17 protein-coding genes and 2 tRNA genes are annotated in these 26607 nt (G+C 56.3%); 6 read left to right on the top strand and 13 right to left on the bottom strand.

Going from position 1 to position 26607, the window contains the following annotated elements:
• Positions 1-5: 5 nt before the first annotated feature.
• The 5 genes from G7Y41_RS09450 to pgm all read right to left on the bottom strand — a co-directional run bounded on the left by G7Y41_RS09450 (position 6) and on the right by pgm (position 7551).
• On the bottom strand, positions 6-1220 hold the full coding sequence (locus G7Y41_RS09450; protein ID WP_165216771.1) for an MFS transporter: 1215 nt from the start codon (positions 1218-1220) through the stop codon (positions 6-8).
• Between the two features lie 168 nt (positions 1221-1388).
• Positions 1389-2822, bottom strand: a complete 1434-nt coding sequence (locus G7Y41_RS09445) for a multicopper oxidase domain-containing protein (RefSeq protein ID WP_165316249.1) — start codon at positions 2820-2822, stop codon at positions 1389-1391.
• Positions 2819-4324, bottom strand: a complete 1506-nt coding sequence (locus tag G7Y41_RS09440) for a hypothetical protein (RefSeq protein ID WP_231367292.1) — start codon at positions 4322-4324, stop codon at positions 2819-2821. Before G7Y41_RS09440 ends, G7Y41_RS09445 begins: the two co-directional genes overlap by 4 nt.
• 2 nt (positions 4325-4326) lie before the next feature.
• Complete coding sequence (locus G7Y41_RS09435; protein WP_231367291.1) at positions 4327-5673, bottom strand: DUF8744 domain-containing protein; 1347 nt, start codon at positions 5671-5673, stop codon at positions 4327-4329.
• Positions 5674-5880: 207 nt separating this feature from the next.
• Complete coding sequence (gene pgm / locus G7Y41_RS09430) at positions 5881-7551, bottom strand: phosphoglucomutase (alpha-D-glucose-1,6-bisphosphate-dependent) (protein WP_165316248.1); 1671 nt, start codon at positions 7549-7551, stop codon at positions 5881-5883.
• 367 nt (positions 7552-7918) lie between these two features.
• Between pgm and G7Y41_RS09425 the strand changes: the two genes are divergently transcribed.
• From G7Y41_RS09425 to G7Y41_RS09405, 5 genes are all read left to right on the top strand, one after another.
• On the top strand, positions 7919-9259 hold the full coding sequence (locus G7Y41_RS09425; protein WP_165316247.1) for an AGE family epimerase/isomerase: 1341 nt from the start codon (positions 7919-7921) through the stop codon (positions 9257-9259).
• Positions 9260-9576: 317 nt separating this feature from the next.
• Positions 9577-9666 (top strand) — tRNA-Ser (locus G7Y41_RS09420).
• Positions 9667-9723: 57 nt separating this feature from the next.
• Positions 9724-9811, top strand: a tRNA-Ser gene (locus G7Y41_RS09415).
• 545 nt (positions 9812-10356) lie between these two features.
• A complete protein-coding gene (locus G7Y41_RS09410; RefSeq protein WP_165316246.1) occupies positions 10357-10764 on the top strand; it encodes a hypothetical protein in 408 nt (135 codons plus the stop codon).
• Between the two features lie 519 nt (positions 10765-11283).
• A complete protein-coding gene (locus G7Y41_RS09405) occupies positions 11284-11934 on the top strand; it encodes a DUF3800 domain-containing protein (RefSeq protein WP_165316245.1) in 651 nt (216 codons plus the stop codon).
• 466 nt (positions 11935-12400) lie between these two features.
• Here the strand turns inward: G7Y41_RS09405 and G7Y41_RS10125 are convergent, their stop codons facing one another.
• The 4 genes from G7Y41_RS10125 to G7Y41_RS09395 all read right to left on the bottom strand — a co-directional run bounded on the left by G7Y41_RS10125 (position 12401) and on the right by G7Y41_RS09395 (position 14754).
• On the bottom strand, positions 12401-12913 hold the full coding sequence (locus G7Y41_RS10125; RefSeq protein WP_231367290.1) for an IS1634 family transposase: 513 nt from the start codon (positions 12911-12913) through the stop codon (positions 12401-12403).
• The gene (locus G7Y41_RS10120) at positions 12868-13695 is read right to left on the bottom strand and encodes an IS1634 family transposase (protein ID WP_231367289.1); all 828 of its coding nucleotides are present in this window, start codon (positions 13693-13695) and stop codon (positions 12868-12870) included. The genes G7Y41_RS10125 and G7Y41_RS10120 overlap by 46 nt, the downstream gene beginning before the upstream one ends.
• A complete protein-coding gene (locus G7Y41_RS10115) occupies positions 13655-13852 on the bottom strand; it encodes a hypothetical protein (protein ID WP_231367288.1) in 198 nt (65 codons plus the stop codon). The genes G7Y41_RS10120 and G7Y41_RS10115 overlap by 41 nt, the downstream gene beginning before the upstream one ends.
• A gap of 302 nt (positions 13853-14154) precedes the next feature.
• Complete coding sequence (locus G7Y41_RS09395) at positions 14155-14754, bottom strand: Ig-like domain-containing protein (RefSeq protein ID WP_165316369.1); 600 nt, start codon at positions 14752-14754, stop codon at positions 14155-14157.
• A 169-nt stretch (positions 14755-14923) separates the two neighbouring features.
• Between G7Y41_RS09395 and G7Y41_RS09390 the strand changes: the two genes are divergently transcribed.
• Positions 14924-15718 carry an NYN domain-containing protein gene (locus G7Y41_RS09390; protein WP_165316370.1) on the top strand — a complete coding sequence of 265 codons (795 nt, stop codon included), beginning with the start codon at positions 14924-14926 and terminating at the stop codon, positions 15716-15718.
• A gap of 86 nt (positions 15719-15804) precedes the next feature.
• Here G7Y41_RS09390 and G7Y41_RS09385 read toward each other — a convergent pair whose 3' ends face one another.
• From G7Y41_RS09385 to G7Y41_RS09370, 4 genes are all read right to left on the bottom strand, one after another.
• On the bottom strand, positions 15805-19236 hold the full coding sequence (locus G7Y41_RS09385) for a DUF499 family protein (protein ID WP_165316371.1): 3432 nt from the start codon (positions 19234-19236) through the stop codon (positions 15805-15807).
• A gap of 142 nt (positions 19237-19378) precedes the next feature.
• Positions 19379-22144: a DUF1156 domain-containing protein gene (locus tag G7Y41_RS09380; RefSeq protein ID WP_165316372.1), complete on the bottom strand. Its 2766-nt coding sequence runs from the start codon at positions 22142-22144 to the stop codon at positions 19379-19381.
• Positions 22145-22485: 341 nt separating this feature from the next.
• The gene (locus tag G7Y41_RS09375) at positions 22486-22785 is read right to left on the bottom strand and encodes a hypothetical protein (RefSeq protein WP_165316373.1); all 300 of its coding nucleotides are present in this window, start codon (positions 22783-22785) and stop codon (positions 22486-22488) included.
• A gap of 80 nt (positions 22786-22865) precedes the next feature.
• Positions 22866-26516, bottom strand: a complete 3651-nt coding sequence (locus G7Y41_RS09370; RefSeq protein WP_165316374.1) for a helicase-related protein — start codon at positions 26514-26516, stop codon at positions 22866-22868.
• Positions 26517-26607 lie beyond the last annotated feature (91 nt).

Raw genomic sequence — 26607 nt, 5'->3', positions numbered from 1 at the left:
CAGAGTTAGTCGAGGGAAGGCAGGGGTGCTTCCTCCGTGGATCGCTTGAGTGTGCGCAGGCCAATAAGCATGAGAAGCACCATGACCCACGCGGCTCCAACCATGACAACGTAGCCGCCGTGAGCGTCGGTGGCATCGATGGCGGGACCGGCCAAAGCGGAGCCCACGGAAATCCCCAGATTGAGGGACGTTGACATCCACGTGAGACCCTCGGTCAGCTGAGATGCAGGCACGACCTTCGCGATAATCATGTTGACGTTCGTCATCGTGGGGGCACAGGCAATACCGGTGACGACCATAGCGATCGCCATAGCGAGGATGCTGTGGGCCAGAAGATACGTGGTGACACCAACGGCCATAGCGAAAACACCGAAGCCGAAGAGCTTCCACAGTGGCTGAACCCATGTCCGGGCACCATAAATGAGGGCGGACGTCAGCGACCCAATGGAAAAGACCGCCAGAAGAACACCGGACATCGCGGGAGCCCCCAGCTGCTCGGCGAAGGCAACTGCGGAGACGTCATTGGCTCCGAACATTGTGCCCGCACCGATGTACGTCAGTGCGAGGACAATCACCGCAGGTCGGCGAATAACGGACGCGTGGGCCACGTCGGGATCGTGAGGAACGGGCGTGGGTTCGGAACTGCGCTGTGCAAAGAACCCGATGCTCCCGATAGTTAAGAAAGCAATAGACAGGGCGATACCTGTTCCCGGGTGGATCGTTGTTCCCAGTACCGTCGACAGGACGGGACCCAGGATGTAGACGAGTTCATCCATTGCCGCCTCGAAGGCATAGGCGGTTGTCAACTGCTTGGGTTCGTCAACGACTGTGGCCCAGCGTGATCGCACGAGCGCTCCGGGTGACCCCCAGGTTGCCCCGGCAAGGGCGGCGAGGACGAAAAGCATCCATTCGGGAGCATGAAGAACCGCGCACGTAAGCAACCCGGCTGTTGAAAGCGTCGAGATCGTTAACGCCGGTCCCATGACTTTGAGCTGGCCGTGTCGATCAACAAGCCTCGCCAGGGTGGGGGCAACGCACGCGAGAGCGATAATGTTGACGGCTGAGACGGCGCCTGCCAGGGTGTAGTTCCCGTATTCCACGCGCACGAGAAGAATGATCGAAATCCCCATCATTGACATGGGGAGTCGAAGGATGAGGCCGGCCAGAGAAAACCGCCAGGCCCTTTTCAAGCGGAGAATCTCAGCGTAGGTCGACAGCACCCGGGAATCGTATCAATTGCGGGCCTGAGGAAGCACGAGGTGGGGAGGAGATCCCGGTCGCTTTCTCTTCTGGGCGGGTAGTTGGCCAGACAGCGCCGCCGCGCAGGGTCCGAAGACACATTCGCGCACGGGTGGAAGGCGAGGACAAATCGACTCAGCGCAGGCATCCTATTCGGTGACGTTAAAGACCCCGCGCAGCCCTTTCTCAGCCAGGCTCATCGCATGGTTAACAAACGGGTAGTGCCCAGCTTCCAGCGGGGTGAATTCAACGAAACCACCCTCAGCGGCTTGGAGTGAGAGGACCTGCGCCGCGCCGCCTCCTCGTCCACGTTCCTGGATCAGGTAGTCACCTTCGCGCCACACAGTGTCGAACTGGGTCCCAACAACGTGGAAGGAGATCGGCAGATTCGGTCCGGCGTCAAGCACCCACACGCGGATCCTGTCGCCGACTTTCACGTTGATGGGATGCGCGGAGTACTGGAAGGGGATGCCATTAAATGCCGTCGCGTCGGGGATCATCGCGGCGAGTTTGTTAGCGTCCGCCGTTTCTCCGTTGGCCCCGAGATATGTTTCAGCCGCGATCATCACGTATTCGTGGTCAACGGGGTCCAAGTCGGAGGGGTCAATAACAACGGCGCCGTACATTCCGTTCGCAATGTGCATGGACATCGGGGGAGTGCCACAGTGATACAGCCAGATCCCGGCGTTGTGTGCAACGAATTCATAGGTCAGGGTTTCACCGGGTTCAATGGAGCGCATATTGGCGTCGGGGGAGACAAGTCCGGCGTGGAAGTCGATGGAGTGACTCATCGTTCCCTTATTCACCAGGGTGATACGGAATGTGTCACCGATTTTCCCGTGAAGCGTAGGGCCAGGACTTGTTTCGTTAAACGTCCATGTCTCCTGCGTCAGCGTGTCCGTGATCTTGTCTGTGTGCTCAGTGATGGTGAAGGTGTATTTATGGACGTCACCATTGGGGATGGGAGAAAGCGTCGGGTCGCGCGGCTCACGGGTCTTCGCGTGGGTGAGTAGGTCGTGAGTGTTGACTGACGAGGACGAGGCCGCGTGCCCCAAATGACCGGTGTGCCCGGCAGAATCCGAGGTTTTCGCTTCGCCATTTGCGTTGTCGCCCTCGATGCCGGTTGCGATGATGTTCAGAACCATCCCCATCTGTCGGTGCCCGGGCAGAGAACACCAGCCCTCAATATGTGAGGACACAATGCCGACGTCAAGCGTTGTTGATTCCCCCGGTGCCAGCGACCCCGATTCCACGGCGTTTTCCAAGACCAGGTCGTGACGTTGATCCCCCGTGTTCGTGAAGGTGATGATCAGGGAGTTCCCCGCAGGAACCTCAATGCGTGAAGGAGTGAAGGACATGCCGTCGACACCGACCGTGACTCTCGTGGTTTCTCCCGTCGGAGTCACGTGTGCGGAAGCAGTCGCCTCGTGGGTCTGATTCATTGACGAGGACGAGGCCGCCCCCGGTGCTCCCGGGTTTGAGAGGATCACGGCGACAACTAACGCGAGGACGGTGACCAGTCCCATGACGGCGACGGCGGTCCGGGACAGCGGTGAGTGCGTATCGGAAGCGGGGGACTTCATGGCGTGCGTTCCTTTCGGTCCTGGGACGATGTCGTGTCAGATGTCGCGGTGTCACGAGTCGTGCCTGGAGGGGATTGCGGGTCCGATGGGGACAGGGTGAGGGCGTGTGACGTGCGGTGAATTTCCGGTGGAGGTGCGGGGAAAGCCGGAGTCACCAACGATGCTTTTGCTCGTATCTGAGCAATACCGGCACGCGCAAGAAGAACGACATCTGCCAGATAGGCTCCAAGGACCACCAGCCACATGACGAGGACGAGCGCCGAAAATCCCCACCCGGTGATCACCGAGCCCGGATGCCCCTGGGCTGTCGTCACTGCTGGTGTCTGGGGGAGGGCCGCAACGAAAGCCAGAAGCGCGAGGGCGCTTTGACGCGTGGCCAAACGCCACGGAGAAAGGACCTCGATGCACGCAATCCCCGTTCGGACCACGCTGGGTCCACCCCCGATCACGACGGGCATGAGATAGCTCAGAGCTCCGATGAATACCTGGCCTGCGCCGCCGGCACCGATGAGGGGAAGCCATGTGATCGTCAAGGTCCGCAGCGCTGTGGTATCGGGATGAACCAGGGCGCCAACGGCAACCGCAATCAGCCCTACCAGCAGCCACATAACACCGGCACATATCGCGTGAGACGCATATTCTGACGGACCTTTGCGCGCGGCGCTGCGAGCCAGCGGGAAAGCCACGCCAACACCGGCAGCCAGTGCAACAATGACAAGGCCCCAGCCAATGACCGCCGTCTGGCCTAGGAGAGCTCCGACGATTGCGATGAGCAGCCCCGCGACCCACGCGGGCAGTGCCTGCGTGGACAAAGGAACTGCCTGGGAATCAATACGGGTCCGCAAAGCCGTGGGGCCCAAAGTGACCAACGTGCCCCCGATCGTCAGACCCACCCAGCCAACAACACCGGAGAGGGCGTGAGCGACCGTGAGGGAATCTCTAACTCCGACCAACCAATCGGGCGCATTCGGGTCAAGCATCGCAACGGCAACGAAACCCGCAAGGCAGGCCGCGCACACAAGGAAAGCACTCGCGGCGATGTAGAACCGCAAGATGACGGCGAAACGTGAGCGAAGTCGTCCTCGTCCACTGAGGATGAGAGCCAAACCATGCCAACTGGCAACCAACGCAACCACGGTGGCTCCCGCGACAACTCCCGGCCAGAAACCCACCCACATGCACGCGATCAACGCGACTAATGCGACGTTGAAGGACACGATCCGAACAGTGTTGTCGCGACCCGAATGACGCTCGCCCGGGGGCAGATGCAGAAGGGTCCGCGTGAAGTACCAGGACCATTGGAAAATTCCGTTCGTCAGCACACCGAGGGTCACCAGATGAATTGTTGTCCACAGGGGCTGAGGGAGGAGTCCTTTACCGATGATGGTGACAACCGCGGCGAGGAGAGCCCCGCACAGCCACACGCTAGTGAGCCGGTCGGTGCGCGGAAGACGGGTGCGCCCGCCCCCGCGCTGCGGGGTGCGCATTTCAGGGGCGCGCATGTTCACGGAGTCACCCCAGTTGTCGCGCTTCGCGTCTTCTCAGCCTTGTTGCGGCGCGCGCCGAGAATCGTCAGAGTCAGCGTTGAGGCAACAAAGACGAGGACGGCAACAACCGAGAGGCTCCCACCCAGGCGCCACAGTCCATCTGCTTCGCGTGCTCCGGCAAGAAGACGCAGCAGGAGACCGACCTCGAGGAATACCAGGGGAATCCACATCATCGGGTGGTAGGGAACGTCGCGGCGAGCCACCGCGGGAATAATCACCGGGGCATGAGCCATGACCATTGACAGGATGAAACCGATTGTCACCGCGTGGACGATCGCGTCGTAAGCGTACCCATCGAAAATCGGGGGATGGATCACCCAGAGAATCGTTGGAACCATCGCCCATGCGTAGCCCATGAGCATTGCTGCTGCGGCGAAACGTGGAACCCCTGGGATGCGGATCGTTTTGCGAGCGACATCGTGCCAGGCGACATCAGCCGCGAGGACACCCAAAGTGATGCCGAGCATGGGATATCCATAGATGGGAACAACCAGCGAGAGGATGAGCGCAAAAATGAGGAGGCATACTTCCGTGGTGATGCGTTGCTCTGTGGAGCCCGAAAGAAAGCCGAGACGAGCCAGTTCCAGTCTCTCCCCGATGATCGTCACCACGAGAAACATCAGCCACCACGGCATAATCGCCGGAATCTCCAGGCCCCTACCCCACAGGAGAACCCCAACAAGTCCGATGACGGCACCCAGACCTTGGATGAGGACGGCAGAGGATTTCTGACGTTTCCTCCACACGTGAACGTAGATCGCAACGAGCATCGCCAACGCGCCGGTCCACAGCAGACCGGGGAGCAAGCGTGCTGCCTGAAAACCACCGAGGTGAGCAGTCAGGTAGCGAGGGATCGGAAGCTGAACGAGGACGCGCTCAACTGCGGGGAAGGAAGCGAGGACGATCGTGACAGCACCGGCAAGCCCGCTGAGCAGCGGAGCCGCATACGCCCACAGCCGACCCCGTCCTAACTGGTGCTGAGAATTGCGCGAAGCTCCGGTACCAGCGTCCCGTCCAATCGCGACAGCGCGTTCCAGACAGATCGCCGTGCCAAGGAATCCGTAGATCATGAGGATCCCGTGAACCGAACCCAATGTCACGGAAGAAACGGGGGCCACACCGCCGAGTCGGACGAGCGCCGCGTCCAGGCCAGCAAGAAGCGAAATACCTGCGAAGAGGAGTAAAAGGAGACGCCCCAGCGGTAAACGAGGGGTCGCGCCGGTTCGATGTGAAGAGGATGGGCCGTGGGGTTGTCCACCTGGCAACTGTGGAGCGTTCACGGATCGGTCGGCGGGGCCCGGCATCGGTCGGATTTCCCTTTCACGCAGGTGGCAGCAGGACGCGAATTAAGCTAGTCGGTGACTGAGGAAAATCCAAGACTTTGCGAGAAAATGTGAGCCTTCCGGTTCTGGCGCGGGAGAACGTGCGTGAAGACGAGGCCGCGCTCGCCCTCGTCAATAAAAATAATGAACGAGGACGAGCGCGAACTGTGAGACGTGCGGTGGGGCCGACTAGCTCAGAGCGTCGGACACCAAAGCCTTTGCTGCCTCCTGGACTTCTGCGAGATGATCGCCGCCCTTAAAGGACTCGCCGTAAATCTTGTACACGTCCTCGGTGCCCGACGGGCGGGCAGCGAACCACGCGAACTCCGTGGTCACCTTCAGACCGCCGATCGGCGCATCATTACCCGGAGCGCGGACGAGCTTGGCAATAATCGGATCTCCAGCGAGCTCAGTGGCAGACACATCCTCAGGGGACAGGGCCGCGAGCTTCGCCTTCTGCTCGCGATTCGCCGGCGCGTCAATACGGGCATATGCGGACGCTCCGAAACGGTCAACCTGCTCCCTGTGGAGCTGCGAGGGGGTTTTCCCAGTGACCGCGAGGATTTCCGAAGCGAGCAACGCAAGAATGATGCCGTCCTTGTCGGTTGACCACACGGTCCCGTCTTTACGCAGGAAAGACGCTCCCGCGGATTCCTCGCCACCGAAACCGACACTGCCGTCGAGGAGACCCGGAACGAAGAACTTAAAGCCGACAGGCACCTCAACAAGGGTGCGGCCCATCGCCCCGACAACCCGGTCGATGAGGGCAGACGACACCAGCGTCTTACCGACCGCTGCCTGGTCGCTCCACTGGGGGCGATGCGTGAACAGATATTCAATGGCAACGGCGAGGAAATGATTCGGATTCATCAACCCATCCGGCGTGACGATGCCGTGGCGATCCGAATCCGCGTCGTTGCCCGTGGCAATGTCATACGGGGTGTTGCCGTCCGCGTCCGGAGTCATCGCCTCACGCAGCGACGCCATCGCATACGGCGAGGAGCAATCCATGCGGATCTTCCCATCCCAGTCCAGCGTCATGAACGGCCATGCCGGGTCCACAACCGGGTTGACGACCGTCAAATCCAAGCCGTAGCGTTCGGCAATCGCCGCCCAGTAGTCAACGGACGCGCCCCCCAGGGGGTCGGCGCCAATGCGGACACCGGCGTTGCGGATCGCTTCCATGTCGATGACGGTGTCCAACTGATCAACGTAATACTTCAGGTAGTTGAATTCTTGGATGCTTGGGCTGTCCAGCAGTGAGGACCCGATGATTCGTGGGACACGATGCCAGCCTTCCTCAAGGATTTCATTTGCTCGCGCAGCAATCCACCCGGTTGCATCAGAATCAGCGGGGCCGCCGTGAGGAGGGTTGTACTTGAAACCGCCATCGCGGGGAGGATTATGCGAGGGCGTGACCACGATGCCGTCTGCCAGTCCGGGGCCTTGTGTGCGAAGCGCACCGGGAGCGCCGTTCGCCCCAAGAATCGCCACGGACACCGCGGGCGTCGGAGTGTAGGAGCCACGCGAATCGATGCGCGTATCAACCCCGGCGGCAGCTAATACTTCGAGTGCTGTCCGCCACGCGGGTTCTGACAGAGCGTGCGTGTCGCGACCGATGAACAACGGGCCGTCAATGCCCTGGCTCTTACGGTACTCAATGATTGCCGCGGTGATCGCAACAATGTGGGCTTCGTTGAATTTTCCATCTAACGATGAGCCGCGGTGACCGGAGGTACCGAAAGCGACGCGTTGGTCCACGTTTGTTGGATCCGGTTCTACGTCGTAATAGGCCGAAATAACGTCGTCAATGTCAATGAGGTCTTCAGGTAAGGCAACGGTGCCAGCTCTTTCATGCATGTATCCAGTGTCGCACGTATGTGCACACTTCTTGGGGTGTTCCCGACCGTTGGACGGGAACATCTGTACTGGTGATCGCGGGTGCGCGTGATGTGGCGAGTGATGGGAAGCCGGCCTCGTCCTCGTCAATGAGAACCACCGGAACGCGGCAACATGTACGAGGAAGGGCGTGGATGCGGGATCCCTTGGAAGGCAAGATGACGTGCGCATATGCGAGGAAGGTGATCGTGGATGGGGACGTCCGTGTTGTGGGACCACCGACTCCCACAAATGCGCTGAGACCAGCTACGCTATGTAGCATAGATCACTGCTGATCACCGTCGATCGTGCAGTCAAGTATTCATCACTCATTGTCAGGAGAACTTTCGTGGGCTGGTTTGACTCCGTTGAGCACAATCGCTGGCTGTCTGCACAGATGCAGGCCCTGATCAGAGAGGCCGAAGGCGCAATTGTTCCTACGGGTTTCGCGCATCTCAACGACCAGGGTGAGCCGGATCCTGCGCGCAGCATTGACCTGGCTGTCACCGCGCGTATGCTCTACGTCTTCTCACTGGGTGTCCTCATGGGACTGCCCGGGTCACGTCGCTATGCCGACCACGCCGTCAAAGCGCTGCGCAACTACTTCACCGATCCCGTCAACGGTGGCATGTGGACTTCCATTACACCCGAACCCACCGATGATGGACACGGTCAACCGTGGGATCAAGATGGGCGCGGTAAATCCCAGTACCACAACGCCTACGTCATCCTCGGCCTGGCTGCTGCTGTCGTTGCCGACCGCCCCGGAGCCTATGAACTTCTCGCTGCTGTCCTGCACGACCAGGAACGCCACTGGCTCGAAGGAACCGGCCTCGTGCGCGACCAATACGACGAAGCCTTCACTGAGGCACTGCCCGTGCGCAGCCTGGGGACGCTCCTGCACACCGCCGAGGCTTACTTGGCGGCGGCCGAAGCAACAACTGACCCCGTGTGGCTTGAACGCGCTGAAATCATGGCGTCCTATGCGTATCAGATCGGTTCGGAACGCAACTGGCGTCTGCCCGAGTACTACGACGAAACCTGGGAGCCGCTGAGCGAGCCGCCGACCGGGATGATTGACCAGCGTCGCATTTACCACGGCACGGTCACCGGACACGCACTCCAATGGGTTCACATCGCTTTGCAGATCCGCGCCGGCCTGCGATCCCTGGGACGTTCCCAGCCCGCGTACCTCATGGAAATGGCACAGGAACTCTTCGAGCGCACCCGCGTTGACGGCTGGCGTCGTACCGACGGTAACCCCGGATTTGCCACCGGAATCGATGCCGATGGTGAACCCCTCGACGGCGAGGACGAACACCAACAGTGGGTTGTCTGCGAAGGCGTGTACGCCGCGGCGGCCGTGCGGCGAGCAATGCTTGACGACGGCGCCTCCGCTGGCGAGGTCGAACACTACGAGCACTGCTACCGCTCATTTCTTGACTTCATTAATGACTACCTCATTACCCAACCCGGGCGATGGGCACGACGTCTCGATGCTCACAACCAGCCGCTCGACCGGGCGAAAGCCTCGCGATGGGATGTCTACCACGCCGTTCAAGCAACCCTTGCTGTTCGCGTGCCGCTGTGGCCGCCGATCGCGCCCGCACTTTCGCGTGGTCTGCTGGATAAACCGGAGGAAGCACCCAAAGACAAGAAATCCTGGAACTTCTTCGGTAGTCGGGCCTGAGCGGACTCTGGCTTACTGTCGGGGAGTCGTCTCTTTGGCTGCTTTAGGGCTCTTTGGCTGTTTTCGCGGGGGGGGGTGAACTGGGCTCCGAGGGTTTTCCTGTCGGAGAGTTTCCTTGTCCTGCCTCTGCTGTCTGGGAAGGGCTTGCTAGGAAGGGCTTGAGGTTGTCGGTCAACGCGAGGCTGGCGACCTCGCCACCCGGCTTCCGTTTCCGCGGTTTTCCCGCGGTGAAGAGCAGATGTGTGATGAACTTGGGTGGTCGTCCTCGTCAATGAATTCAACGAAACGCCAGACTTTCGGGTACGATCAGGTAGTCCGGAGGGCTGACCGAGCGGCCGAAGGTGACGGTCTTGAAAACCGTTGTGTCAGCGATGGCACCGGGGGTTCGAATCCCTCGCCCTCCGCCAACTGGCTGAATTTCGCGGAAAACGGAATGTCTGAGCTGCGACTTCGTCGCCGGTTGAGGAGACGTGCCCGAGTGGCCGAAGGGGGCTCCCTGCTAAGGAGTTAATCGCGTTGCGCGATTCAGGGGTTCGAATCCCCTCGTCTCCGCGTGCGGAACCCCGTGATCGTTGAGATCGCGGGGTTTTCTGTTTGGTCGTATAAGCCCGAATCTGGTGAGGGATGAATGCAGGAGAAACATCGGCTCCGACGTGAGGCAAAGCGAAGTCGCGCCGAGGCGGAAGCGCAACTTGCCTGGACTCCGCCTCCGCGGTCCTCACTTGTTAAAGCTGAGCCGGTCTTTCTCCAGCCGATTGATTGCGATCCGACAGTGATCTTGGAGATCCGTAGGTGGTACCTGGGTGGTCAACTTGCAGATTTCTACATGGAAATTCGTCAGGAAGATTGGGACCAGGGACGTCGGATCAAGAAGATTGGGACCAGGGACGTCGGATCAAGAAGATAGCTTCCGCTGACTGCCTCAATCATGGGTGCATCCACTTGCATGATGAGATTCGGTATCCGAAGCATGGGCAATTCGAGCCCTTTCAGCCGCTACGACAGATAGAAGACGTGAGCCGCAACTACGATCGATCCATTGATGCGCTTATTGACTATGCTGATAGTCTGATGCGAAGAGAGGAAGGGTAACGGCGATGACAGTTGATGACCGTCGGAAAGAATTCACTAAGACCATCCTCAAATCGTTGGCAGAGCATCCGAGAAATTTTCCCGTCGTGAATGATCTGGGTAGGCAGTTCGTCGTGACGGCGCTCGGTGAAGAACCCATGAAGGTACTTTTTGACCGAGTGAAAGCGGCCGGCGGGTATGCCAACGTTTTCGTTCTCACCAGAGGTAAGACGGTTCTCCTCCCATTCACTCGTCAAGAGGGTGCATTTTCTCGAGGCGGGGAGACTGAGTTGTCTATGCCGTACGACGCTGATTCCACAGTGGACATGTTTCTTGACTATCTAGATCAGCATCCAGAAGGCACCTTGCTCATGCTCGCAGGTCCTCAGCATCGTCCGACGATCGCGAAGCTGAAAGAAGATGTGACTGTCTAGGAGCTGGATTTCGATACTTTTAACCGCCCCGTCTCCCTGCACGTGAATGTCAGGGAGCGGGGCGGTTGAGTTTTAGGATCATCGGGTTAAACAAGACGGCGTTCGGGGACACCCATTCGGGGTGCCACCGAACGCCATAGATGCGATTACCGAGTCACGCGCCCATGTCAGGCGTCATGAGGGTTATAGGTCAAAATATCGGTACGGGTCGAGCGTGTCCGCGTGAATGAGGCGCGTGTTGCTTGGGATGGCGCGAATGAGGGCCGACATAGGTCCAAACGGTTGAGAACCGAATTTTCCGCGTAATCTCGTCAGGTGGTCAGAGTCACTGTCGAACGCTATTGACATGAACTTTCCAACGTTACCGACTAAGCTACTCAAGCGGGCCGTGTCGGTCGTGCCCTCGGCTACGATAACGGTGGGGTGAGGAACCCCAAATTCTCCCTGAAGAATGGGATGAGTAGTCGTCTAGTAGAAGAAGTGAATAGAAATTTGGTTTGGTGAAAGAAGTGGAAATTAGTGCTCGTATTTATTGACGACTCAGGTGATGCTGGGGTCAAATTTAACCGCGGGTCCTCAGAATACCTCGTCCTGGCTTCGTGCATCTTTCCTACAGAAGCTGATTATTTGGCGCTTAAAGGGGTGCTTGAGAATGCTCCAGACTACCTGAAAAGAAAAAATGGTGAGTTCAAGCACTCAAAAATGAAAGAAGCACACCGCGAAGAGTTCTTCAGACTCGTCTCAGAGAATAAATTTTCCGTCCGCGTCATCATCGTTGACAAGCGCATTTTGACAAGTGACTTCCTGAAGTCCAATGGGTCAACCATGAAGGCTTACTTTATTAAACAACTTTTGACACATACCTGGGGCACTATAAAGGATGCAACCATTGTTATTGATGGGGCTGATTTACGGGCTTTCCACGGAATCAGGACGACGAAATATCTGATGGAACGTGTGAATCGCAACGGAGAGAATGTTGCCAAAGAAATTGTGTGTCGGGATTCAAAAGTCGACATCGGCCTTCAGCTGGCTGACATGGTGGCTGGCACCGTAATGTCGTGCTTCCAAGGAAAAATAAGTATTCACTCGAGTAATAGGGCTGCACAGGTAAGAAATCGTGCACGTCGGCCGACTGGGACCTGGTGGAAGTTTGATAACAGGAGGTAGCCCTATCCATGAGCTTGTCATGGAACGCCACCATACGGAAACTGTTCGGGCTACCTCGTCCCCTAAGTCTAGCGATGAGCGCCCGCCCAAGCAAGTGATGCTCGCCATGCGTTGAAGACTATGTGTTGAGTTCGCAGCAATGATTCATGCTTCAAGTATGCGGAGTCTAGAGCCCGTGCTGCTTGATCATCCGACGATAATGTCGATGTTGCCCACCCCGTCTCCCTGCACGTGAATGTCAGGGAGACGGGGCGGTTGAGTTTCAGGATCATCGGGTTAAACAAGATGGCGTTCGGGGACACCCATTCGGGGTGCCACCGAACGCCGTAGATGCGACTACCGGGTCACGCGCCCATGTCAGGCATCATGACGACGACGCATGATCGCTGTTCCTGCCGCCATCGAAGCCATAGCGATGACAGCTATGCCTCCCACAGCAGCACCAGTCTTCCCGAGTTACGACATTTTAGTGCGGAATTTTGGGGTTGGTGATGGTGTTGACGAGTTGTTGGACGTCTGGGGGTAGTGGTGTGGCGGCGTGGATGGTGGTGGTGTTGAGTGTTAGTTCGAAGGTTCGGTACTTTTTGAGGGTTCGTACGACGCGTTTAATGCTTTTACCTGTGGCTGTTTCTATCATCTGGCTGATTGCTAGGGCGGCCATGACGATGTTGAGGTGAGCGTTGATTGAATCTTGGGTGCGGGCGTAGATCGGGCGGGCTTTAAGATCAGATTTGGACATTCTGAACGACTTTTCAATGTTGAGCAGATGCCGGTAGGCAGCGAGCACTTGCGGTGCTGGCATCGATGTCAGTGTTGTTTCGTAACCTTTAATCCCAGCTAAAGCCCTATGTTTAGCGGCCAATTCGTAGTTGATCTTCTTGCTTGGGGCTTTCAGATCGACGTAGCGATTACGTTTGATCGCTACTTTGCCTTCTACCGCACGGGCAGCCTTGGCGAGTTGCTCATCGATACCGCGCAACGTTCGCCGGGCCCGGTCGTAGGAGTAGTGAAAGTGGATAATGGAGTTCGGCTTACCTGATAGGGCTTGACGCCCGTCAATATAGCAGACTGTGACCATATTTGCCCGTGGGGATAGTCGGTACCGGGGTGATCACGTTTCCACTGTGCAATAACCTCAGGCATGCGGGAGACCTTCGTTGAGAGTATGTAGTCCAACCCAGCCTCAACGAGTGCAGTTTTATTCTCAGCCGAAAACATTCCCGCGTCAGCAACAACAGTGATCTGATCGATGTTGTAGGCAGCCTGAAAAGCCCGGATCATCGGCAGCATCGTACGCGTTTCAGCTTGATTTCCTTCGTAAGCCCCAATATGCAGCGGAAAACCAGTGGCATCGGTGAGCAGACCAACAAGGATTTGGGGTTCAACCCGACGTTCTTTAGAAAACCCTGACTTACGCAACTCATCGGGCGTATCAGTCTCAAAGTACAGTGTAGTAACGTCGTACAAAATGAAACTACCCGCACCAATGCTGGCATGAGAAGCCAACGCCTGGCTTAACACCTCACGAAAAGCCTCGGTAGCAAAGTGAGGCAAGTGACGCTGGATAGTGCGATAACTTACACAGGACACACCAACCTCAGCCAGCGTTTCAATCGAGTCCAACTTCGAGCCCGGCGCAATGATACGAGCACGCACCAAATCCGCAAAGACCCGGTCACCTCCAGTAACAACATCCAAACCCAGTCGCTGGTAGCAGGTATCAATACACTCCAGCAGTACCCCAGCCTTCTGCGAACTCACCGGCAGCGGATGATCCTTTCGAGCCAATACCTGAAGCTTCCCACTCTCCACCCAGACCTAAATCGAGCACAAGCTGATCGCCATCAATAAAACGCTGAGCCTGAGCTTTAAGCAGTGCCAACTCACTATCGTCATGAGCAGAACCAATATGCTTCATCGTCTTTCTACCCGCGTGTTCCTCCAACACCACCTGCACAGCAGTAGCACCCGAAGCGGTAGTAACAGTACGGATATACGGACTCACAAACATCACACTACAACCCACCCCCCCTTAGTGCGGAAAAACCCACCACCCAAAACCCAAAACCCCAGACCAACACATCAAAAGTTAACCCGATCACACACCCATGTCGTAAGTCGGGTTTCAGGATCATCGGGTTAAACAAGATGGCGTTCGGGGACACCCATTCGGGGTGCCACCGAACGCCGTAGATGCGCCTACCGAGTCATGCGCCCATGTCAGGCGTCATGACGACGACGCATGATCGCTGTTCCTGCCGCCATCGAAGCCATAGCGATGACAGCTATGCCTCCCACAGCAGCACCAGTCTTTGCGAGCTTGCCCTTCTTTCCAGAGGAAGACTTCTCAGGTTTTCCAGCGGAAACTTTCTCAGGCTGGTCGACGGTCACAGTCAAGGTGTCAAGCACCTCGCCATTTCCGTCTTTCACTGTCACGACAATCGTGTCGCCGGGTTTGGCGTTGTCCTTTGGTGTGACGGTGATGGAGCCGTCCTCGTTGAGCGTGGCTGTGCCTGGGCCTTCGACCTCGATGGTTGTGCCGTCTTTGACAGTCCCACCTGTGTTCGGGATGGTGACGGATTTATCTGGTGTCGAGGACGAGTCGTCCCAGCGTGGGCTTTCAACAAATGCAAGCGCGGCCTCGTACGTCTGAACGATGTTGCCAGAGTCGCTGCCATTGACGTATCCACCATTGTTGGCGGTAGCGGTGTCATAGGTCAGCTTGAGATCGCCGAGAGGGAAAGTCCCCTCATGAGCTGAGGTCAGTCCAGCCAGGGAAACTGTCGTGCTCTTGCCCTGAGCGAGTGCGGGAATCTTCACCGTGACCTGGTGCTGTGGTTTACACGTGCCGAATCGGCTGGAAACTCTGTCTGCGTATCGGTTGACTCTCATCGTTTCCCTCGATAATATGAGGTAAACAGCCCCTGCCGTTGACCCTCCGCTGATCAGGAGAGTGCCGATGACAGGGGCGTTCTTCTCAAGGAATGCAATGATGCACGATACGGTAACTGCAATTATTGTTGACGGTGGTTTTTATCGTCGTCGAGCGAAGCGATTGTTTGGTAAAAAATCTCCTCATGATCGCGCAGATGAACTTCTGGAATATTGTAGGAGGCACATTAAGAGATCGAGTTCACGCTTGTATCGAATCTTCTATTACGACTGTGAACCCTCTCAGAAAGTTATCTTTCATCCTCTCCTGCAAAAGCAAATAAATCTGGCAAAGACTCCCGAATTTAGCTGGATGACTGAATTTTTAAGGGCTTTAACAAAGAAGAGGAAGGTTGCGCTTAGGCGAGGTGAGGAACTGGAAACTCAGCAGGGATATCAATTATCTTCCTCTGCCTTGAAGAAGCTTTGCAGTAAGACTATTGGAGTTGATGATCTTACTGAGAGTGATTTTACGCTGGATATCACTCAAAAAGGGGTTGATATGCGTATTGGATTGGATATCGCTTCGCTCGCGAAGAATCGGATCGTCAATCAGATTGTCATGATTTCAGGTGATAGTGATTTTGTTCCTGCCGCAAAACATGCACGTCGTGAGGGGATTGACTTCGTGCTCGATCCGATGTGGGCAACGATCAGTGATAGCTTGAATGAACATATTGATGGCATACGAGTCTGCGTAAGACCCGAACCGCGAAACCTCGGTGATCCGTTGCATATAAATAATCAGATCAACGGCGTTGAAGATGAGTTGAGTGATTTGGGCGTTGAAGATGAGTTGAGTGATTTGGGCGCTGAGGATGAGTTGAGTGATTTGGATGGGATTCTCGAATAGCGTCAGAAGGATCCTGGGGTCCCGGTCGGCCTGCAATTCACGTTGCCAATGTGTGCCGCCACCAACCAGGCGGCGGTCACATCCCCTCACTCCTCCTCGAACTCAGAGAATTCGAACTTCAACGTCGTGGCATTTTCTTTGATCGTTCGCATTTCGTGTTGGCTAAAACCGTCGGATTTTGTCGCGTCGATGTCAATTTTGACGGTGACAGAGTCACCGAATCGAATCAGTATGTCAATGATTTCTTGAGAGATGCTAACTGCGCTTCGCGCGAACCGGGTACCGTCGATTGATGCGGTACCAAAGAAACGTGTCTTCGGCTGTTCCACCGGTATAGGCATGGGGGTGATACCGATAGGGCCGGAGGCTGTCCCAAGTGTTGTCGAAGCGCGCCCGAGATAGTCATCATCCGCAGAGAACCCAGTAAGTTCATTTCCGCTGGATTGAGCGTGACCACTGATTTCCACGGTGCTCTGCTGGGAGCCCTGTTCCTGGAGGCGCTTTTCATCTTCGAGATGCTGTTGCTGGGCGCGGACGTAGTCAACCAGTAGTGTGTTGTCGCTGACTTGAATCTGTGCGTTCGCGTCTGGTGGGATGATCAGAGAGGTGTATCGCTTGGTGTCCGGGCTTTTACCGCCCGCGATGGCAAACTGCTCACCGGACATCAATACCCTGTCTGCGGCGCCAAGAATTGCCTGATCAAGGACCTGTCTCGTAGACAACCTGGGCATGTAGGGATACTTTGTGAAGATATCCCACAGGGATTTGACGCTGATTTCCTCTTGAGTGGTCCACAGTGCACCCAACTGCTCATGAAGGATTTGTCCCAGCATTTCGGGACCAAGGATTGTGATGATTTCTTCTTGATTGCACATCGCTGTGCTCACACGGTCCGTGATGGTGTGTCCGCCGGAGTCGGGGATCCGCATCTGGTCGATGATGAAAGCATCTTGAGGATCCGGTTGAGTGGGATAGAGAGCCCAGATGAAGGTGTTGCGGATGTTATCAGTGATGCTCTGGCCGTACTGCTTCAGCTGACTCTTCGCGTCCTCCAGCTGCTGGGACGTCAGATTCAGGGACTTCTCGCGTTCGATAATCATCTTCCATGCAAGATAGTTCCGCGTTGCACCCTCAAGGGTCTCTAATTCGCTAGTTCCAGATGCCACAAAGATCAGGGAGTTACGGTGTGTGCGCGGGGCGCTGCCTTTGTTTTCGACGAAGTCACGAACCCATTCTTGTGCACCTGATTGGGATCCGGCCTTCTTCGACGTGCCGAATTTGGGAGGAACAATGACCAGACGAACTTCGTCGGTATCTGGGACATCGGCGGAGCTTTGGGGCGCGATATGGACACGTCCGAAAACGGAGTTCGGGCGTTCAGCGTTCTGTAACCGCTGAGTGATTTCGTTCCACACTACGCCAGGGTCTTCGCGGAGACGATCAGCGTGTTCGCGAGCAGTCTTCATGAGTGATGGCTTGGTGTCGAACCAGTACATGCCTTGATCGGCATAGAAATAGGTGGAGTTCTGGGCGAGCAATTCCAGGGCGCCACCAAAGTCGGCAAGGGTGTCGCCGGGAAGTGCCGTCCCTAACCATACGTACTGCTTATCTAGGCCTTTACGTGCGGACCCGCTTCTCGGCGCTGAACCAATGAAGATTGTCCGGGCGATGCGCTTGGCAATGGATCTGTGCCCTAGGTGCGGTCGGGTTGCGTCAAGGGAGTATGGGGTAGACGTGGGGCCGTCAACGTCGGAGTCGATGATGGCCTTCCACGAGTCTTCCAGGTACTGCGTCAGGTCGGTACTCACTGAAGTTGCGGCCAACGGCACAGTCGCCGGCATGATCAGCGGTGACTGGTCGTTGGATGCCCATAGCTCATGGACGATTGCGGACATAAGTTTGAGAACACCGCGTGTCCGTTGGAACCGTTCCAACGTTGACCAATCCTCGTAGAACCGATCAAGCAATTCGGGGTGGAGTGGGTACGAGGCTTTGATTCGGGCCTCATAGTCCGAGTTCGGGGTCGCGGCGCTGGAAGGGAAGAGGCTGGTGTTATTGCGGTAGAGGTCGACGAAGGTGCGTGCAATAGTCGATATGGTGCGCATGGCGTCGGCATCTGGCGTTTGGAAGAGACGACGCCGAACGATCTCGAAGGATTCGTCCTTGGACGATGGGCGCCATTGATTGGCGACGCGTCGAGTCACGTTCTGTAATCGTTCCAAAGCCTTTCGACCGTTGTTTCCGCCGACTTCTAAATCGTTGCTTCCTCCGGAGCCGTCGCTGTCGGAAGCAGGAATTGAGATGACAACCATCGCTCCGGGGATTTCGGCAACGGTCTCAGTCAGCAGCTGCGCGAACGTGAACTGGGTGTCGAAAGTGCCTCCGCACGCGTCGTCGTTCCCAACAAGGTCTCGCGCGTACGCAACCCATTCGTCAATGAGGATCAGTGCGGGGGCGTATCTCTTGAGAAGTGTCTTGAGGTCCTCGCCGGGGCTCATGCGGCTTTTATCGGAAGAAGCAATAATGTCGTAGGCTTCGCGTCCGCCCAGCTGCCACGCGAGTTCTCCCCAGATCGTATTGACCGCTGTTCCATCCTCTTTGATTGAGGGTGCACCGGCTTTGAGGTATGTGCCAACTAGCGCCACCCGGCGTACGCCAAGCGTTGAGAGGTCAGGACTTCCATTTTCACTGACAAGTTCTCCAATCTCTTCAGGGAGATCGTCGGCAGGGATCCCACTAAAGAGGTGGTAGAGCGCGAGCATCGAATGAGTTTTACCGCCGCCAAAGTTTGTTTGTAGGTTGATGACGGGACTGGCGTTCATCGATCCATTGAGTCGTTGGAGTGCACGCGAAAGTAGGTCCCTGAGTCCTTCGGTCAGGTAGGTGCGGTTGAAGAATTCAACAGGGTCGGAATACTCGGCTGAGAGAGATTCCCCGGTGTGGACAGAGTGGAGGTTCGCGGCGAACTCGGCGGCGGTGAAGTTTCCGCGTGCAACGTCGTCGTGCGGTCGGATGAGGGTACGCCACGCGGGCAGTCCAGTTGTTACATCCGATGAGAATCGCGCCTGCTTCTTCTGATCCTGGGTTTGCTTTTCGTAGACCGTTCGTTGCAGGTCTTCGATCATTTTGTGTACCGTCTCGGCGGACTCGGTGGCATTGACGGCCTGTAGCAGGAGTTTCGCGGTGTCCAGTGCACGGCGTGTTTCGTCGGAGCTGAACCGTTCCCCGTGCGCCCACTTGTTGCGCACGTCAACCAGTTCAGTGGCAAATCCTTGCTGGACCCGGTTGAGGTGGTCCTTGAATTGTTTTCCGAAGATCTGTATGGCTTTGAGCAGGGTCTGGGGATCGTCCTTCGAATGGCTCTTCACAATGCCGTAGCGGTAGGCATCCTCTTGCGCCCACACCTCGTTCCAATTCTCACCTTTGTATCCGGTCATGACCTCATCAACGAGGTCATAGAGTCCCTCAGCTAACAGATCGATCGCTTTGCCGATACGTTCGCGATTGTTCAGTGCCACGATGTTGTCCTTACGTGCAGGTCTTTGCTGTTGTGTGAGCTTTTCTGGATGACGGTGGATGATTAACGAGGACGACTCCGCTTTTCCCCGGGTGACAGTTCCCGTGGTGGCGTCACTACCTTGGGGGTGGGGGACCGCAGGTTTAGATTTCTAGGGAGCTTTGGGTTTCTGGGAATTCAGCCGAGTAACTGTGGGATTGTCGTTGGAGGTCTCCCCACGAGCTGATGAGCGAGTTGAACAGCAGGGCGTCTTCTCCGTCACCCTTCTTTTCTGCTTCGTGGAACAGGAGGAACCCCAGTTCCTTCACAGCGTCTACGCTGACTCGCTGGCGGACGCGGGGGAGTAATTCAGCGACAGTTTCAGTGCCGTGATGTTTGAGGAGGGCGGCGAGGCGGATGACGGCCTCCCAGATGCTCACGTGTTCGTCGCGTTCGATCTGCCACATGCCATTAAGTTCTGTGGGGGACAGCAGACGGGTTTTCCCGGCGGCGGCCTCGAGGATGCCACCGCGTTCCAATGCGCCCAGGCTAGTGTCACTCGAACGCGCCAGCTGGTCGGCTAGCCCGGAATTGTCGGAGGACCAGCCGTTTTGCCGATACCACTTGATGGCGAATCGAGTCTCTGGGTCAAAGTCACTTTCCTGTTCGCCCAAGACTTCGTCGAGAGTGTGGTTGATGAGCATCAGGGCATCTTTGACGCTCATGGTGTTTCCAGCTGCGTCACGGACCCGTGAATATCGTGAGAACACGGAGATTCCTGGACCGATGGCTGCTTGAGCCAGGTCGACGGGCTGGACATTGCCCTGAAGCATTGTACGTAGTGCTTCAGGCAGTTCAGATTTGAGTTGGGAGACGAACTGACTCTTCGAGATGATGCGCGCGTCCTGACTTCTGGGTCGGCAGGCTAGGACGATTGAGGAGGCGAGTGCGTTTGTTCCGCGTGCAAGCATGCGGTTTGTCAATTCTGAACGCATTGGCCACGTTGCGGTAACCTCCCAGCCCGCGGCGATGAGGCCATCAAGCAGGGTATGCCAGCCCGTTGAGGCTGTACCGGAGTCTCGCGTGTCCTGTTGCTTATATGCGTAGTACACCGTCATCGGAATCTCCCGGTTCGCCTGGCCGCGGATGCGGGCGAACACGGAGTTAAAGCCGTCGATGAAGAATTCGGCGGCACCGTCCTTCCCGTCGTGACGATAAGGGTTGGCCACCAGTTCTTCAGCCTTAGGTGTGAGCATTGTTGAGACCGTTGACGGCAGGATATTTCGCAAAGAGCGGCGTAGCCAGACGTAGAAGAAGTCGGAGAGATCCGAGTATCCGATATTGTCGTAGTACGGCGGATCCGTCGAGATAACGACGTCGCTGTAGTCGCGGGTTGCAGCATCCGCCTGGGTGACCAGGCCACGAGGAGAGGCCGGGAGGTTATCGACGACCTTTGCAACCCATGTGATCTGACCGTAGAAGTTTCCAGAGGATCTGGAGAAGAGATTGGTCTCGGCAAAGTCCCACACCATAGGGATCGCCTGTCGCCCAAAAACATTTCTCAATGTGTCTCGGCCAGCGTGCCAACTACAAAGGTTAGATGAGTAATCGGTTGTTCGACTGACCGCCAGGGCGAGGTAAGTGGCCACGGTGTCGGCGTAGGCGTGAGCACCGATACCGCCGTCCTCTAAACGCTCACCCGCGGACATTCCCGCAGCTAGCGCATCATGGAAGATCTTCTCGCGGGTTTCGCTCACAAGATCACTGAGCGTTGTCAACGCAACAAGCTGCCGATCAGTGAACAGATCAGCGAATGTTGTGAGTCCGTAGTTGGGGGTCTTAAAATCGCGCGGATTTCTTGCCAGCGAGCTATCTGGAATTTCTGTTGGACGGAGAATCTCTGCGGTGTTGAAATGAGTACTATTCGGTGAAATGTACACTCGGCCTCTAGTTCCCTCAGCAACGATCGCAATGAGGTGAGCCCCCATACGCCCAGCTTTTCCCTCACTTCGTATGTAAGTAAAAGGGATTGGTGTTCCATCGGCGATGGAGACGGCTCCACGTCGATTGATTGTGCCCTCTGCGTCACCTGTGGGGCCTTCAGCGTTGTTGCGAACGGTGTATTGGATCTGGCCGTTAACGACCTGTGCTTCAACCCAGGCTTCTTTGCCTTTCTTCTTGCTCAGCCACCACGAGCTGACCAGAGGAACTTCGATGGGGTTCGCAGGGTTTGGGTTGATAACTGTACGCGCCCATTTCCACGCGATAACTGTGCGTTCAGTTCCGCTGGAGTCTGTGACCGTAGGGTAGAGATGACCGATGCGACGGTATGCCTCATCGCGCATCCACCGGCCATAGCGACGGATGTCTTCGGCTAGGCCGCTTGCCTTCGGCCAGTTGGCACCCTGAAGTTTTGACTCAGGGAATACTGGTGCATTACCTGCGAGGGGGGGGGGGAGCTCTATCAATGCCTTGGAAATAAGGACCGCGAGGGGGTTGAGATCACTGCCTTCGGCGTGCAAGCCAAGACGTTGGGCTTCCAGCGGAATTGACCCACCTCCGGTAAAGGGATCGAGGACGGACGGTACGGTCTCGCCCGTTGACTTGAGGATCTCACGGCGAGCCTCAGCGAGAATTACGGGATCGTTACTGTTTTCCCAGATGACCATCCGCTTCATCAGGTCGTGCAGGCGGGCGCGTTCCCGGTCCTGATCTTCAGTCGTTGGAAACTCCTCGGGACGCGACGATGGGTCGTCAACAAGCTGAGCAAAGAGCACGGCTCGGGAAGTCGACAACGGTTTACGGGACCAGTACAGGTGGAGTGTCGATGGATGTCCGTGGCGAATCGACTTCTCACGCGCTGACGCCTCATTAATGGCATCAAGAGGGATCGAGACTTCGATGAGCTTCTTCTTCGAGGCGGTTGTCATGGGTAAAGTCTCCTCCATCACAGGTTGTTCCCGCAAAACTGTCCGCGGGAAGGAGAGACGTAGTGAATGTCTGTGCCGTATGGCGATTAGATAAAACGAATATGATATTCCCACTTTTCACGCACAACCCTAGAGCCTAATGAACACGCCAAAAACGGCGTTATTCCAACGAAAACACGCTGACAGCCAATACGCATGGGGACGCACACAGACGCACCGAAAAGCATACATTGGCACCCAAAACGTTACTTTTTACGTTATACCTGAGGGCATAAAAAGAGAGGCCCGACGACCACCCGCACAGGGGTAGGCGCAGGGCCACGCGGAGCGTCTAAAACCGGTTAGACGTTGAGGAGTTTCTTGGACGCTTCGTAGACAACTTGACGTCCGATGTCGTCGATCTGTTCTGGTGTCATGTCCCGCCAGTCAGAAAGCGTCAGCTCGTACACGAACTCTAATGTTTCGCCGTCTTCTGTCAGGCGTGGAACTTCCACGGATAGCAGGTCTTCGTCGTCGTCGCCGCTGCGTTGAAGACTGACGGATACATCGCGCTTCGGGTCGATGAGCTTCCCGAACTTGTGTAACAAGTTGTCTGTTTCGATCAGCATTGCGTCGAACTTCTTCAGGTCTACACTTGGCATTGTTGGTGTCCCCCTTCATGGAAACATGGGTGAAAAAAGTTTTGACTCACCCTACCCGCCGTCCGCAGGCAGGCAGGTGTTCAACGGTCGATTCTGCGCATCTCCTCTCTCATGAACCTATCTCTCATCTTCTGTATTGAAGAATGTTCGCGTGGATCTGCACCCCGGTTCCAGTAGTCGTCCCACAGTTCATTGAAGGAGCGCGTTGACTGCGAAACATCGACGCGAGCAAAAGCGTCTGCCACGTAGTGCACCCGATCCGAATCGGAGCCTGATCGTGAAACCTCAACGAGAGCCAAACGGTGACGAATCCCCTGAGTCTGAGCAAATAGCACCTCATTTGCCGTCACTGTAAACGTCGGTGCCCCCTCGATCCGTCCCTTAACTTCAATGAAGAACACCCGACCCTGAGAGTCGACTGAGCGAACATCGAACCCCGGATTATTCGCAGGCATTTCTTCTGGTACACGGCCCAGCGTGCGTTCCGTTGCAAGAACTGCGTCGACCGCCCTCCGTTCAACCTGGCGACGAGCTTCAGCAGACACTCCAAACAGCGGGCTGTGGTTGGGGGAACCATTGGCAGAATTGGTGAGCATCGATGCTGGAATGACCAATGCCACGCCTCGGATGACCGCAGGAAGGATAGACAACGTCCGGTCCGCATCCAGCTGTAGCATGCGATGCTCCAAACGCTTCTCCAAACACTTCGCTCGGTCGTTCGCACGCTTGACCTCGTGAGGATCCACTTTCCCCTGATGAACCGCGTCAGTCAGACGCAGGCTCTCCAAGCTCCAAAAGTTGATCTCTGCTTCCAAACGACGACGAACCTCCGCCTTCGTGCGATCCAACTCTGCCGAACGTGTCTCTTCCAGCTCACGCTTACGAGGGAGTGCTCCGACGGAATACGCCCATCCGCGAAGGTCTTTCTCATGGTCTTTGCTCAGCCATTCTGAATCAACTACTCGAGGAAGAAGGTGAGCCTCGTCCTCGTCAATACGATCAAACTCAAGATAGGGGGGAACATGCGACACAGAAATGTTCCCCGAATGGGAGAGAAATGCAAAGTCGAAGTGACGTGACGCTGTCAGACCCTGTGACGTCATAATGGACTGCTCCAATGCAAAGAGCAATGCTGGTGAATCAATGGGAGCTGGCCGACGATCCACCAGGACCGTGCCTCGCCGCAGTGTCTTCCCCAGATCCTCAATCGTGACATCAATCAGCGCAGACAACAACGGATGCCCTGGAGCAATGAGTGAGGCATCGGGTAGGCCGTCAACGCGTACGCGATGTGGAACAAAAGTCACCCGCTCGTAGCGTTCCGGAATTGGCGACAAGCGATTGAGACGGAAACCTGCCTGTATAAGGCGACGCGGAACACGAGTCAGCTCAAAACGGCCGCTCTCGCGAGAACGAATCTGCCCACCTAAACGTGCGAAGGCCTGGCGGAAGAAAGCCTCGATATAGCCTGGTTGTAGACGGCGTTCGCGGGCGCGCTCCATGCGGGCACGAACCTGCTCAAGATTCAACGAACTGAAAAGCTCCGGGTGTAGAGCACGCTGAGAAACTAGCTCGTCCAATCCCTCGCTCACGCTGGAATCAATGACCTCAAATAAGCGGTCCCTCACCTGTGGATCATCACCAAAACGGATCGCTTCCACCAGCAAATCCCGAAGCGAGTGATCACGAAACGCTCCTTGCTCGCCCAAGACATTGAATAACTTTCCTCGAAACGCCTTTTCTTGAGTGTCGATCTTCGTCAAGAGTCGACCAAACACATCGCTCTCGCGAGTGTCGTCCGCAAGCAGATTCCAGAGATGACAGACCTCGCGTTGACCGATGCGGTGGATCCGTCCAAAACGCTGCTCAATCCTGTTGGGATTCCACGGCAGGTCGTAATTGACCATGAGGTGTGCGCGCTGAAGGTTCAGTCCTTCGCCCGCAGCATCCGTTGCCAAAAGAACGACCGTGCGCGGATCATGAGTGAACGCCTCACGGACAGCTTTGCGTTCCGTGCGGCTTGTGCCTCCGTGGATCGTCAACACGGCCTCCGGGTGGCCTAACCATGTTGAGATCTTCTCGCGGAGGTATTCCAGCGTGTCGCGATGCTCAGTGAACACGATGATCTTACGGGGCTCGCCGTCACGCTGACTGAGAATGCGCTGGTCGAAAATCTCGCGAAGCTGCACCCACTTCGTGTCTTCTCCGCTAGAACGAACTCTGCGGGCGTTGTCAATGAGGTCATCTAAGATGGAAATTTCCGCCTGCAACTCTGGAATTGTCTGAGCTGCCGTTGCCGAATCAACGACATCTTCAATACGTTCTTCGTGAGATGAACGTTCCTCATCTGTCAGCTCGTCAAAATCAACCAGGTCAAAGAGATGATCCCAATTGCCGGGTTCGTCCTCGTCCCCCGAAGAAAAACGATGAGGTTTACTGAAGGGATCGCCGGACAATGTCACCATGTCGGAAGCTATGGTGTGGAATTCGGACAGTCGACGGCTGAGACGATCGCGGCGACGCTCCAAGGATCGCAGGATTGCTTCGGGGCTTGAGGCAAGACGACGCTGGAGAACCGTCAACGCGAAACCGACAGTATTCCCGCGTTTCTTGTCGCCATTGCGGGAGATTCGATCGGCGCGTCCCATTTCTTTACGGACATAATTCGTTACTTGTTCATACAGGTCACGCTCGTTGTCACTCAAGGTAAAGTGCATCGTGTACGCCTTACGCATGGGGAACAAGGGTTTACCCTCAAACGTCAGCAGATCTTCCTTGACCATCCGGCGTATCAGACCGTTTGTGTTGCGTGAGTGATCAAGCTCGCGGTACTGGCCTTCAAAGCGGTCGTGATCAAGTAACGACATGAAGACCTGAAAATCCTCCTCCTTACCCGAATGAGGTGTTGCCGTCATGAGAAGGAAATTTCGTGCGGATTCGGATAACAGCCGCCCTAGAGTGAAACGCTTCGTCTCCTGGATGCCAGAGAAAAGAGTTGAATGATGAGCGGTCATTCGGTGAGCCTCGTCGATGACCGCGACATCCCATTCAACGGCACCGAGAAGTTCCATGAGGTCAAAATTTCGGGCAACCTGGTCCATCCGGATGATTAGGCGGGGATGTTGCTCGAAAGGGTTCATGTCCAGTGAATCCGAGAGCATTTCGCGGCCAAAAACCTCGAAACGCAGATCGAACTTCTCCAACAATTCTTCGCGCCACTGTTCAACGAGCCCTCCGGGGGCGACAATAATCACCCGCTCGCAATCGCCCCGAAGAATGAGTTCTTTAATGTAGAGACCGGCCATCACGGTCTTACCTGCACCCGGATCATCTGCCAAAAGAAAACGGAGTGGTACCCGCGGAAGAAGCTCCTCATAGACCGCACGGATCTGATGCGGAAGGGGATCAATGTGGGAGCTATTGATCGCGATCATTGGATCGTATAGCGCTGCGTATTTGATCCGTAGAGCTTCCGCGGCGAGACGGAAATCATCGGCATCGGCATCGAACTCTGGGTGGTCTATAGTCGGTGGTGCCAGGCTGAAGTTATCGATGTCGTCTCGGTTGAAAATTCGCGTTGTGGGGGTCCCTGTGGAGTCCTTGAGTGTCACCTCAACAACATCTTCCGCCAAGGAATTGACAGCGAGGATTTCCGCGATTTCGTTCGGGAGGATTCCCTGGATGCGGGCACCAAGAACAAGATGTGGATGCTGGGTAAGCGGCTTCGGCATGGCGTTCCTTCAAGCGGTGGGTAACACGTCAGGATATATGTTTTTGTCGATGAGGACGTCCACTCACCTCTCTTTGCCTGGAATCTCCAGT

Origin of the sequence: Schaalia sp. ZJ405 (assembly GCF_011038885.2) — a bacterium.
Lineage (GTDB): Bacteria > Actinomycetota > Actinomycetes > Actinomycetales > Actinomycetaceae > Pauljensenia.
This window is presented reverse-complemented; position numbering and strand designations above follow the sequence as displayed.

Bases quoted from the DNA above. Each gene is read 5' to 3' on its own strand.
- pgm (WP_165316248.1), bottom strand. From the start codon at position 7,551: ATGCATGAAAGAGCTGGCACCGTTGCCTTACCTGAAGACCTCATTGAC.
- G7Y41_RS09380 (WP_165316372.1), bottom strand. From the start codon at position 22,144: ATGACAACCGCCTCGAAGAAGAAGCTCATCGAAGTCTCGATCCCTCTT.
- G7Y41_RS09390 (WP_165316370.1), top strand. From the start codon at position 14,924: ATGATGCACGATACGGTAACTGCAATTATTGTTGACGGTGGTTTTTAT.
- G7Y41_RS09440 (WP_231367292.1), bottom strand. From the start codon at position 4,324: ATGCGCGCCCCTGAAATGCGCACCCCGCAGCGCGGGGGCGGGCGCACC.
- G7Y41_RS09370 (WP_165316374.1), bottom strand. From the start codon at position 26,516: ATGCCGAAGCCGCTTACCCAGCATCCACATCTTGTTCTTGGTGCCCGC.
- G7Y41_RS09435 (WP_231367291.1), bottom strand. From the start codon at position 5,673: ATGCCGGGCCCCGCCGACCGATCCGTGAACGCTCCACAGTTGCCAGGT.
- G7Y41_RS09410 (WP_165316246.1), top strand. From the start codon at position 10,357: ATGACAGTTGATGACCGTCGGAAAGAATTCACTAAGACCATCCTCAAA.
- G7Y41_RS09445 (WP_165316249.1), bottom strand. From the start codon at position 2,822: ATGAAGTCCCCCGCTTCCGATACGCACTCACCGCTGTCCCGGACCGCC.
- G7Y41_RS10115 (WP_231367288.1), bottom strand. From the start codon at position 13,852: ATGAAGCATATTGGTTCTGCTCATGACGATAGTGAGTTGGCACTGCTT.
- G7Y41_RS09375 (WP_165316373.1), bottom strand. From the start codon at position 22,785: ATGCCAAGTGTAGACCTGAAGAAGTTCGACGCAATGCTGATCGAAACA.